At 59.7% G+C, this 11,496-nt stretch carries 10 protein-coding genes, 1 tRNA gene and 1 pseudogene; 6 read left to right on the forward strand and 6 right to left on the reverse strand.

The window, feature by feature from the left end; genetic code table 11:
* Positions 1-196: 196 nt before the first annotated feature.
* Both ACR2R1_RS07445 and ACR2R1_RS07450 read right to left on the reverse strand, forming a co-directional pair.
* The gene (locus tag ACR2R1_RS07445; protein ID WP_434113348.1) at positions 197-3,079 is read right to left on the reverse strand and encodes a leucine-rich repeat domain-containing protein; all 2,883 of its coding nucleotides are present in this window, start codon (positions 3,077-3,079) and stop codon (positions 197-199) included.
* 1,232 nt (positions 3,080-4,311) lie between these two features.
* Entirely contained in the window at positions 4,312-5,322 is a 1,011-nt protein-coding gene (locus ACR2R1_RS07450) for a PQQ-dependent catabolism-associated beta-propeller protein (protein ID WP_086133535.1), read from the reverse strand.
* Positions 5,323-5,580: 258 nt separating this feature from the next.
* Here ACR2R1_RS07450 and ACR2R1_RS07455 point away from each other — a divergent pair, with 258 nt between their 5' ends.
* The 4 genes from ACR2R1_RS07455 to ACR2R1_RS07470 all read left to right on the forward strand — a co-directional run bounded on the left by ACR2R1_RS07455 (position 5,581) and on the right by ACR2R1_RS07470 (position 8,750).
* The gene (locus ACR2R1_RS07455) at positions 5,581-6,144 is read left to right on the forward strand and encodes a hypothetical protein (protein ID WP_434113350.1); all 564 of its coding nucleotides are present in this window, start codon (positions 5,581-5,583) and stop codon (positions 6,142-6,144) included.
* A 198-nt stretch (positions 6,145-6,342) separates the two neighbouring features.
* Positions 6,343-7,260: a threonine ammonia-lyase gene (locus ACR2R1_RS07460; RefSeq protein ID WP_434113352.1), complete on the forward strand. Its 918-nt coding sequence runs from the start codon at positions 6,343-6,345 to the stop codon at positions 7,258-7,260.
* 111 nt (positions 7,261-7,371) lie between these two features.
* A complete protein-coding gene (locus tag ACR2R1_RS07465; protein ID WP_434113354.1) occupies positions 7,372-7,971 on the forward strand; it encodes an HD domain-containing protein in 600 nt (199 codons plus the stop codon).
* A gap of 703 nt (positions 7,972-8,674) precedes the next feature.
* Positions 8,675-8,750, forward strand: a tRNA-Ala gene (locus tag ACR2R1_RS07470).
* A 248-nt stretch (positions 8,751-8,998) separates the two neighbouring features.
* Here the strand turns inward: ACR2R1_RS07470 and ACR2R1_RS07475 are convergent.
* The 4 genes and pseudogenes from ACR2R1_RS07475 to ACR2R1_RS07490 form a co-directional block, all read right to left on the reverse strand.
* Entirely contained in the window at positions 8,999-9,445 is a 447-nt protein-coding gene (locus ACR2R1_RS07475) for a hypothetical protein (protein WP_086133532.1), read from the reverse strand.
* A complete protein-coding gene (locus tag ACR2R1_RS07480) occupies positions 9,442-9,564 on the reverse strand; it encodes a hypothetical protein (protein WP_434113356.1) in 123 nt (40 codons plus the stop codon). Before ACR2R1_RS07480 ends, ACR2R1_RS07475 begins: the two co-directional genes overlap by 4 nt.
* Positions 9,565-9,637: 73 nt before the next feature.
* Positions 9,638-10,024, reverse strand: coding sequence for a recombinase family protein (locus ACR2R1_RS07485; RefSeq protein WP_434113358.1), 387 nt, complete (start codon positions 10,022-10,024; stop codon positions 9,638-9,640).
* Positions 10,025-10,103: 79 nt separating this feature from the next.
* A pseudogene (locus ACR2R1_RS07490) lies at positions 10,104-10,157 on the reverse strand (hypothetical protein); the annotation flags it as partial.
* 1 nt (position 10,158) lies between these two features.
* Between ACR2R1_RS07490 and ACR2R1_RS07495 the strand changes: the two are divergent.
* A complete protein-coding gene (locus ACR2R1_RS07495; RefSeq protein WP_434113360.1) occupies positions 10,159-10,686 on the forward strand; it encodes a hypothetical protein in 528 nt (175 codons plus the stop codon).
* A 452-nt stretch (positions 10,687-11,138) separates the two neighbouring features.
* Positions 11,139-11,471, forward strand: a complete 333-nt coding sequence (locus tag ACR2R1_RS07500; RefSeq protein WP_156879840.1) for a helix-turn-helix domain-containing protein — start codon at positions 11,139-11,141, stop codon at positions 11,469-11,471.
* Positions 11,472-11,496: the final 25 nt, after the last annotated feature.

Raw genomic sequence — 11,496 nt, forward strand, 5'->3', positions numbered from 1 at the left:
AAATCAGCTCCCGCTTTTACAATAAAAAACCCGGCCGCGGGGTGCCGGCCGGGTATCTAGCATGCTGCGAACTACAAGACTCGCTCGCTATTGCATCGCTTTCTGCCTCACCGCACTGGTGCTTACATGATGGCTCTCAAGATATATCCATGGCTGAATCAGAGTGGCAGAGAGCTCTATCATCAACGTATCCAGATTATTGGCATATTGTCGGACGCTGAATAAGGGTGGAGGGAAGAGCCGCCACCAGCATATCCAGATCATTGCATCCGATCTGGTCGTTGCTGACGAGATTTAAGTACCCCAAAGCGTGCAGTTGAGTGAGTGGCCAGACGTCCACTAGAGCATTGCTCGACAGATCCAGTTCTTTGAGTTGGCTGAAGTTTGGGCCATTCGGGCCTGGGCTCGCGAAGACCTGAATATTGTCGATGCCGTTGCCCGCGACGTTGAGCCGGGTCAGCGTGCTGCCAAACGGCATGAGGAAGTCGAGGCTCTTGCCGCCGTTGGAATCGGTGAGATGGGTATTGCCCAGATCCAATTCCACCAGAGGGTAAGGCTTACCGGTCTCCCAATTCGTTAGCGGCCCGAGGTTGCTGAACGAGCCGATCTCGATACCGTTAAGCCCCAGGCTGGTCAGCCCCCGGTTCATGTCGATCACGGGACGTACTTGCCAGATGGCAAGGCTTTGGTTGCCGGAGAGATTGAGCTTGGTCAGTTGATGCAGCGGACTAAGCGGCCAGACGTCCATCAGGGCGTTTTTCGATAGGTCCAGCTCTTTGAGTTGGCTGAAGTTTGGACCGTTCGATCCCCAACTCGCAAAAACCTGAATGTTATCGATATCGTTGCCCGCGACGTTAAGCCGAGTCAGCGTGCCACCAAACGGGATGAGAAAGTCGAGACTCTTGCCGCCATTGAGGTCGGTCAGGTGAGTGTTACCCAAGTCCAGTTCCTGTAAAGCATAAGGCTGTCCAGTCTCCCAGTTGGTCAGCGGTCCGAGGTTATCGAATGAGCCAATCTCGATACCGTTGAGCCCCAGACTGGTCAACCCCCGGTTCATGTCGATCACCGGGCGTACTTGCCAAATGGCGAGGTTCGGATTGCCCGAGAGGTTGAGCTTGGTCAGATTGTGCAGTGGGCCGAGGGGCCAGACGTCCACCAGGGCGTTTTTCGATAGGTCCAGCTCTTTGAGCTGGACAAAGTTCGGGCCGTTCGGTCCCCAGCTGGCAAAGACCTGGATATTGTTAATGCCATTGCCGGCGACGTTGAGCCGGGTCAGCGTGCTGCCAAACGGCATGAGAAAGTCGAGGCTCTTGCCGCCATTGAGGTCGGTCAGGTGAGTGTTGCCCAGATCCAGCTCCGTCAAAGCGTAAGGCTTGCCCGTCTCCCAATTGGTCAGCGGCCCGAGGTTGCTGAACGAGCCGATCTCGATACCGTTGAGCCCCAGACTGGTCAGTCCCCGGTTCATGTCGATCACGGGACGCACCTGCCAGATAGCCAGGCTCTGGTTGCCCGAGAGGTTGAGCTTAGTCAGCTGATGCAGCGCGCTGAGAGGGGCTACATCAATCAGGGCGTTATTCGACAGGTCCAGCTCCCTAAGTTGCATGAAGTTCGGGTTGTACGAAGAACCCCAGCTTCCCAAGACGTGGATGCTGTCAATGCCATTGCCGGCGACGTTGAGCCGGGTCAGCGTGCTGCCAAACGGCATGAGAAAGTCGAGGCCCTTGCCGCCATTGAGGTCGGTCAGGTGAGTGTTGCCCAAGTCCAGTTCCTGTAAAGCATAAGGCTGTCCAGTCTCCCAGTTGGTCAGCGGCCCGAGGTTGTCGAACGAGCCGATCTCGATACCGTTGAGCCCCAGACTGGTCAATCCCTGGTTCATGTCGATCACGGGACGCACCTGCCAGATGGCAAGGTTCTGATTACCGGAGAGATTGAGCTTGGTCAGATTGTGCAGCGGACTAAGCGGCCAGACGTCCACTAGAGCATTGTTCGACAGATCCAGCTCTTTGAGTTGGTTGAAGTTTGGACCGTTCGATCCCCAACTCGCGAAGACCTGAATGTTATCGATGCCATTGCCCGCGACGTTGAGCCGGGTCAGCGTGCCGGCAAACGGCATGAGAAAGTCGAGGCTATGGCCGCCGTTGAGATCGGTCAGGTGGGTATTGCCTAGATCCAATTCCGCCAGCGCGTAGGGCTGACCGGTATGCGGGTTGGTCAGCGGTCCCAGGTTGTCGAACGAGCCGATCTCGATGCCGTTGAGCCCTAGACTAGTTAGTTCCCAACTCATGTCGATCACCGGGCGCACTTGCATGAGCGCCACGCGACGGTTGCCGGAAAGATTGAGCTTAGTCAGATTGTGTAGCGACGTGAGGGGGACTACCTCGATAAGAGCATTGTTCGATAGATCCAGCTCTCGGAGTTGGCTGAAATTCGGGCTATTCAGGTTCCAGTTCCAGCTTCCCAAGACCTGGACATTGTTAATGCCATTGTCGGCGACATTGAGGCGGGTCAGCGTGCTGCCAAACGGCATCAGGAAGTCGAGGCTCTTGCCGCCGTTGGGATCGGTCAGGTGAGTGTTGCCCAGATCCAGCTCCGTCAAGGCGTAAGGCTCGCCCGTCTCCCAATTGATCAGCGGCCCGAGGTTGTCAAACGAGCCGATCTCGATGCCGTTGAGTCCCAAGCTGCTTAGTCCCCGGTTCATGTCGATCACCGGGCGCACCTGCCAAATGGCCAGAGTCGAATTACCGGAGAGATTAAGCTTGGTTAAGGTTTGCAGTGAAGCGAGTGGCCAGACGTCCTGAATATTATTCTTGCTCAAGTCGAGCTCAGTAAGACTGAAAAGCCCCTCCAATCCTTCCAATCTAATGATATTCCGACCGGGACATTCCAACTGGACGACCTGCTCAACGTACTGCCAACCGTTACGATTGGCCTGTTCTGTTAGGCAGTTTTGTAGATTTGGGTCTGCCATGGATGGCAAAGGAGTTGCCGCCTGCGCCGCAAAAGAGGCAAAGCAACTAAAAATAGTTATGGTAGCTATAGAGGCACTCTGAATACCAAAGAAAAATCTTGAACAGCGCATGTGCAACTCTCCTGAATGGCGCCTTTGCCATGAAAAAAGCCGCTAAATGCGGCAATCCCCCAGTCCTGCAGCATGGACGCTACGCATGAGCGCAAAAAATTAGTAGCGCCTCACAATGATGCTAGGCACTTAGAAGTATAGATAAAGATACGTAGCGGACAGGCTGGACTTCCACGAAGCGTCAACCCAACTACGAAACTCCGGGAAGAAAGGATGATCGATGCCGACCGTATGGTCGTGAAGTTAGAGCTTCCGAGGTATGAGTTCCCAAGCCAGAGCTTGAGAGGGGGGTCAGGCTTTAGTTATTTGGCTAATGCCCGATGGTTCAAAGCGTACGTTTCCGGCCGCGCTTCATATCATCCACCAGCCGCTCATTGGCGCTTCGCGCGTGCTCGATGTCCCAAATCCGGATCGCTTCTTCGAGTTCGATTTTGCCTTCGTCGACCATTTTGCAGAGGCCAGCCCGTAGGGCATGGAGCGTGATAATCAGCGGATCTTTGGGGGTGTCGGCCGGGTGCTTTTTCCAATTCGCCAGCGACTATCCTTTAAATTCTGTGAGATACAGAATCAGATAATCAATCGCTAGGGGGTATCAATGGGTGTCGGAACGGGGCTGCTTATTACGTTTTTGCTCTCGCTGCTTTGGTTTGCGATCAGGACAGGTAGAAAGCGCCGATCGCACTGGAACAGCGGTAGTTATGATTCGAGCTCTAACTCTTGGTCACAACCCAGTGATTCAGTTTCCTCAAGCGTCGATTGCAGTTCAGGGGATAACGGCTCAGGCAGCGATAGCGGTTGCAGTTGCGGAGATTAATTATTAATCAGGCCCGTAAATACCCTCCTGGTATTTCGGGCCGCCGCCCAGGCCCGGTACACGCCCGGCCTGGGCTCACGCGGCTTGTCGCCGCGCCGGGGCATCCCTGCCCCGGATTAACCCGGCCTATATTTATAGGCCGGGTTAATAGGAGTCACGCTTTCATTGTTTGACTAACGTTCGATGGCTTAGAGCGTTAGTTTCCGACCATGCTTGAGTTAGCGGGGCGCCGTTCACTGTAAGTCTACGATCCGCCGAAAAAAGACGGTCCTCGGCTTCCCCCAGACGCCCGACGTATGCGGAATCTGTGCGATAAACGGGGAAAAGACGCCTGAACTGAAGAAGGTTCCCAATCGTGACGGAACCGGGCAACGCACGGCGCTGTCACGAATGAACTGTGGGAAAAGCTCCGAACGAGTTACGGAAGCACGGCAATCGCCCAGGGACCGTTTCCGACCGGAACCGTCTTCGTTACGACGAAGGTCGAGAGGTCGATGATGGAGAGGTCGTTGCTGAGTCCGTTCGCGGTATAAAGCCGCTTTTGGTCCGGCGAGAATTCGAGATTCCAGACCCTTTGTCCCACCGGAATGTACCGAACCACTTCGAGCGTACGGGCGTCGATGACGGCGACCCGGCTGGCCCGGCCCAAAGCAACATAACCGTAGCGGCGATCCCGGTCGATTCGGATACCCACGGCTCCGATATCACGGTCCGCGACATCGGGAATCTTGAAGGTAATTGTCTTGATCGGACGCTTCGTTGCCGTTTCGATAATCGTCAGAGACTGGCCGTCATGCGAACTGACCCAGAGCTGTTCGCCGTCATCGGTAAAGCGCGAGTAGCGAGGTCGCGGGTCGACCGGCGTTCGCTCCATCGGCTCCAGGCTGGTGGTGTCGATCCACGTGGCGGTATTGTCGGCTTCGCTGGTGCTGACGACCCAACGCCCATCGGGGCTGATCGAAACACCCTCCGGTTCCTTGCCTATGGGAATGCGCTTCAACACTTGGCGCGATTCGACATCGACCACGGTCAGCTGGTTGTCGTCGTCGTTGGATGCGAACAAGCGGGTTTCGAGGGGGTTCAGCGTGAAGGTTTTCGGGTCCTTGTCGACCGGCCATCGGCCGACGGGTTCCAGAGTGCGGGTATCCAGGACAGCGATCGCATTGCCCTCGCTGGTTGCCACGAAAATCTTCAGGCCATCGCGTCCGGCCAGGATACCTCGGGGCCGCTTGCCTACCGGAACCGTGCGCCGGACTTCGCCGGTGGCCCCATCCACTTCGACTACGGCATTGTCCTTCTCCAGGGTTACAAAAACGGAGTCTGCATGGGCGGGCAATATCACGGCCGAGGCGAGTATGCAGGGAACGAGTCTTTGTAGGCGGAAAGCTTGCGGCAGGCGCAACAGATATGGGCAATTTTTATGGAACATGTCGGACGTATTCGAAACAAAAGGAAAAGGGTGGTTACCACCGCATGAGCGATGGCGGTAAGCTGCAGGCATCCGGGTAGGATACCCGGCGATACGGTCGCGACCCACGAGGGATGTCGGGTAACTCTCCCGAAGATGCAAGGAAAATATCCTTTATTTTCGAAGCAAGGACATTCCCGATGCCTTCCGCACCAGGATTTCGCGCTCGCCGTGGTAACCTTTTCGCTCTGATCTGACGCCAACTTTTCGGAGTAGCCGGTGACTCAATCAAAACCCTTTCGCGGTACGAAGCCGCTCCGGGAGCTCAGCAACCCGGTGATCGCCATGGGCCTTGTCATCGTCGCAGCCGGATGCGACAGTCCGGATTTTTCCTCTAGCCAGAACATCCCCGCCGCTGTCGAATCGCCATTGACGCGCTCCGACCGACTGGCAGAGTTGCGCAAAGCAAAATTCCTGAACCTGGCGGAGAAGGACGTCGCAGCCGAATGGCTGGCACTTCAGGAACACCGCGACGACTCTTCCTATCGGCCGACGCCCGGCGACGTGGCGGCATACGAGCAACGCATCAAACTCCTCGCCAAGCTCACGCAGGAAGACCGACGGATGGTCGCCAACCGAACCGTACAAACACGGGACCTGCTGGCAGAGCAGAATATCCGCGAATCTCTCCTGACCCTGCTGGATGGCATGACCGATGTGGCCAAGGCCAGTGTGGTCGGCAATTACGGCGCCTATTGCCAATGGTATGTCAATTTGCGCCAAAGCCGGCTCGGTCACCGGGAAGCACTGCAGCAGATGACGAGTTTGAAGCGGTCGCCTTAGAACCGATCAGAGACAGTTCGACAGGTTCACGATAGGCCCTTAGACAGGCTCAGGGCGAACGGTCTACTGCGATAGGTCTAGGGTGCCGTCGAAACGTTTCCATCGCGACACAGCGCGATGGGGCGACGCGTTACGAACCGAAGGCAAACAGACCGGTCCGCAGATCATTCCAAGCCCTGAATCAAATACGTATCCACGATGCCGCAATCCCTCAACGCAGTCCTGCATCCCGCGTCCGTAATCGCAGCGCCGCGTCTCTCCCGAAGAGTCGGTGCGAACCTTACCCTGGTCAGCGAAACCTTCCAGCACACCGGCAGTTTCAAGTTCCGCGCCGCCTACCATCTTGCTTCGAAAGTCCCTCAACGGCAGATCATCGCCGCGTCGTCCGGCAACTTCGGACAGGCGCTGGCCTATGCCTGCGGGCTGCTGGGCAAGTCCTGCCGGGTGGTCATGCCGGCGACTTCGGCCAGGGTCAAAATGGACGCGGTGCGGGAATACGGGGGTACGATAGACGAAGTGGACACAAGCGTGAAAAGCCGGGCCGAACGGCTGGCGGAACTCGCCGCAGACTGCCCCGATGCCTATGTTGCCAGCGCCTACGATGATCCGTTGGTAATCGAAGGCAATGCCAGCCTGGGAGAGGAAATTGCCGCTCTGGGCAACCTATTCGACGCGGTCGTCGCGCCCGTGGGCGGTGGCGGCCTCACTGCCGGTCTGATCACGGGACTGCGTCGCGCCGGCCGATCGACGCCCGTGATCGGCGCGGAACCGCTGCTGGGCAACGATGCCGCACGCTCTCTGAGAGCCGGGCGCATCGTGGTTAACGAATCCGAACCGCAAACCCTCGCCGACGGCGCGCGCACCCTGAGCCTGGGCCGGCGCAACTGGGAAATTTTGCATACGGGGCTTGCCGGCATCGTCGAGGTACCGGAAGCCCGGATTGCCCAGGGCGTCAAGCTGTTGTTCGAACTCGCCAATCTCAAGGCCGAACCTACCGGCGCCCTCGCCGTGGCCGCTCTGCTGACCGAACCGGAACGCTTCCGCGGACAGTCGGTCTGTTGTGTGATCAGCGGCGGGAATGTGGATGGGGAGCTTTATCGGACGTTGCTGCGGTAGGATGGGTAGAGCGGAGCGAAACCCATCATTGCGAGGCTTTCGATTCCGATGGGTTTCGCTCCGCTCTACCCATCCTACGATCCTCCATCAATCCCCTTGTAGAGATTCCCCATGGACAGACTGAAACGGCAAATCGGCTTCATCGTCGAGTTGGACAAACTCAAGACCATCGTTCGCCAGTCCTGGCTGGCGGACGGCTCGCGCCGGGAGAATTCGGCGGAGCACAGCTGGCATGTCGCGCTGATGGCCTTGGTGCTCGCCGAGCACGCCAACGCCGACATGGACCTCGACCTCGCGCGGGTCGTCAAGCTGCTGCTGCTCCATGACGTGGTCGAAATCGATGCCGGCGACGTTCTGATCTACGATGTCGCGGGAAACGTCAGCAAGCCCGAACGGGAACGGCAGGCGGCCGAACGGATTTATGGGATGTTGCCGGACGATCAGGCGGCGGAACTGCGGGCGCTGTGGGAAGAGTTTGAAATGGGCGAGACGACCGAAGCCCGCTTTGCGGCGTCTCTAGATCGACTCATGCCTTTGTTGCACAACTTCCTGACCGAAGGCCGCGCCTGGCGGCACCATGGCGTCACCGCGGACCAGGTGCTGGCGGCCAATGCCCGCATCGCCGCCGGTTCCGCCGCGCTATGGGACTATGCCCGAGGACTAATCGACGAGGCGGTGGAGCGGGATTATCTGCTTCCGGGCAAAGAATAGCGATTTTGAGCCTATCCCAGTAGGTCCCCGAAACCCTTCGACCGGCCTGTCCTGAGCGGAGTCGAAGGGCTCAGGGCGAACGGCCTACTGAGATAGGCACTTAGAGCGTTTTCATCTCGCTCGTACGGCAAAACCGGCCTGGCAGGAGTCGTTGGCGCCTTCGGCCAGGGTAGATCGACTCAAGCTTTCGTAGGTCGGCAATCCTTTGCCGACGAACCCGTTGGCCCAACGGCACCGTCGGGAAGGGTTGCGGCTAAAGCGACCGTTTGCGATTGGAAGGGTCATTCGGGTGCTCCCCGGATGACCGTTTGCGATTGGGAAGGGATTCCCGACCTACGCGCGAGTGCCCGTACACTAGGTATGAAAATGCTCTGGCTATTGATCTATGGGCAAAAGACATGCTTTTCTTGTTTGACCAATGCCCACGATCAGCACGTTCGTCTCCGGCCGAGAGCAACCGGTGAGCCGGAGTCGTGCAGCAAGCTTTTAGCAAGGTTGAAAAGAAGGATGTCGAAGGAGTATTGTATTTATTAATCAGGCCCGTAAATACCCTCCTGGTATTTCGGGCCGCCGCCCAGGCCGGTACACGCCCGGCCTGGGCTCACGCGGCTTGTCGCCGCGCCGGGGCATCCCTGCCCCGGATTAACCCGGCCTATATTTATAGGCCGGGTTAATAACGATTAGCCTTGTCTTTTTTGCACTTGGGCCGGTAGCTCAGCTGGGAGAGCGCTGCGTTCGCAATGCAGAGGTCGGGAGTTCGATCCTCCTCCGGTCCACCAATACCCAGGGCCTGGATAGTCTCCAGGCCCTTTTTCTTGCCTGAAATCCCCACATGGCGCGGGATTCCGGGCGAATGCCCTGCGGGTGCAAACGCGCCCAGATGCCCCGAAACGCCCCATTTTCCTGCCAGCCCAGTCTCTTTTCTCTGTTTGCCCTGCGGGTAGTCGCGGCGCAGAGACCAGTGATTTCGCGGGTTTGGCGCGGCCTTTCTGCGGTCAACCATGGCCACCGATTTGCCGAGAAACCGCTACGCATCGAACCCGTCGATCACCCGCCGCTGCTCGATCCAGTCCTGCGGCAGGGGGTTGCGCTGGAACCAGATCAGGCTCATGCAGCGCGGCTGCTTGCCAGCCAGAATGGCCTGGATGATGGCGGGTTCCAGGAAGGTCAGGCGCAGCAGTTCGTTCACGGTTGAGTGATGCAGTCCCTCACGCTGGGCGATATCGGTGCCGCTGACCACTACGCCGTCGTCGAGCAGCTGTTGCCAGTAGAAGGCCCGCGCCAGCGCCACCAGCAGCGGGTTGTCGTGCTGGCTGCGGCTGGAGGGTCGTGTGCTCTCCCCGTCCGGGCGGATCACCACCTTGCGCACGCCGCGCTTGCGGATCTTGAGCGGGATGAATGTGGACAGCTTTACCGCATCGCCGTCGATGCGGTTCTGGATTGTCGCCTCGCCTGTCTGCCGAATCCGCGTCATACCATCATCTCCACTTCCGCGAGTTCCGCACCGATGCTGCCGGGACGCAGCTCCTCGATCAGTTCAGCCCAGCCGGCGTCGCGGCAGAGGATCTCCAGCCCGTCGTCGCCGATCTGCACGCGCTCGATCAGTAGTTGCGCACCATGTGGGTGGTCGAGCGGGCGCGGGCAAAGTCCGCAAAGATGCGCCGCACTACCGTCGCTTCCGCCTCGTTGATGACCAGCAGGCGGTTCTGCGCGTCGTAACCCAGCGGCAGCGGCCCGCCCATCCACATGCCCTTGGCCTTGCTGGCGGCGATCTTGTCGCGGATGAGACCACCACGATGTCGATGCGGCTCGCTTCGATGTCGGCCAGCAGGCGCTTGAGCGCGGGCCGCTCCATGTTGCCGCCGGAGAAGGCGCCGTCATCGTAGTCGTCCGCCACCGCGATCCAGCCCTCGTGGGGCTGGCTCTTGATGAAGGCATGGCCGGCCTCCTTCTGCGCGTCGATGGAGTTGAAGGACTGGTCGAGGCATTCGTCGCTGGAGACCCGGCAGTAGACCGCGCAGCGTTTGGGCGAGGCCTGGATGGCTGCACTCATCGCTGCCTCCCTTGCCCGGCTTGAGCCCGAAGAACTTCGGCCCCGACCACTGCGTGCCGGTGATGTGACGCGCCGCCGCGGACAGGCTCTTGAAGCGCTGGCCGTTCAGCTCGTAGAGACCATCGGCCGTCACGGTGACGCGGTGCTCACTCGTCCCATTCGCGCACCAGTCACTGTGCCGGGCATCAGGTGGCATTCCACGCCGCGTCCGGGTACGCGAATCTTGGAATGCTGGGCGCCGTGCCGCCCCGGGCGATCACGCCGATGAAGGCCGGCAACTGCTCCTGCAGTTCGATCTCGGCGACGATGCCCTGCGCACCCAGATCCGCGCCCGCCAGACCGACGTCGATCTGCTGCCCGCACTCAAGGCCGCCATCGCCCGCGCCGCCGCCGAGGGCAAGCCCTACACCAAGACCGGCGGCAACGGCGTCCACGAGCGCCGCCATGAACTGCCGGAAGCCTACCACGCCATCGGCAAGCACCGGTTGGCCGAGTGGGTCGGCACGCTGCTCGACCGGGAGGAACTGGTCATGGCCATGGTCGACGGCTCGAAGCTGGTGAAGTGGCTCGACGTGCCCGATGGCCCCATGGCCAGCGGCGAGGCCCCCTTCGTCACCGGGCATCTGAAGCGCGCGAACGCGAGCCAGCCGGATCAGGCGTGAGCATTCCCGGAGCAAGCATCCGTTCCCGGCCACAACCGTTCCCGGACCGGGGTGGGAACGCGCAAGCCCGGCAACGGCGCCACTTTTCCGGTTCCCGGCGTTTCCTCTCTAAAGAGAGTGGGTGAGCATCGGGAATGCTCACCTCCCTCGATGCCAATGGCTGGCCGGGCATGGGAACGATGCCTCGACCATGCAACACGGGTCCTTTCTGGCCGGATTCGTGTACGGGGGGCGCGAGCGCGCTGCTCGTCTACCGTCAGGGTGCAAACCGAGGTTTGCAGGGTTTGCGGTTTGCAGGCCCCGTCCCTGGGGCCTGCCGCTTCGCGGCCAGCCTCCGGCTGTCCAAATCCGCTCCCGGCGGATTTGTGCAGGCCCGGAATAAATTCGAGGCTGCGGCTGTCCGATACGATGTTCGCGTGATAGCATCAACGGCACACAGGGGGAGAGCATTCATGCGCACGGTCGTCGGCATCCGCTCGGATAAACGGGCCCACCAGGCTTCCAGCCACAGCGAAGCGCCCACGCCCACGGTCTGGTTCGCGTCATGGCGCCAGCTGGCCGGCGTGCTGTCGGACGAGAACCGGGCACTGCTGCGCCTGATGCAGGAGAAGCAGCCCCGCACGGTACTGGAACTGGCTGAACTCTCCGGCCGCGCGGCCAGCAATCTGTCGCGCACGCTGCGCAATCTGGAGGGTTACGGCCTGGTCAAGCTGCACCGCAGCCCGGATACCCGCGCCGTGCGCCCGGAGGCGCTGGCCACCGAATTTCTGGTCGTGCTGGATTGATCCGGCGCGCCCAATAACCAACAAC

The organism is Methylocaldum sp. GT1TLB, from assembly GCF_051027445.1.
In the GTDB taxonomy this organism is placed as follows: Bacteria; Pseudomonadota; Gammaproteobacteria; order Methylococcales; family Methylococcaceae; genus Methylocaldum.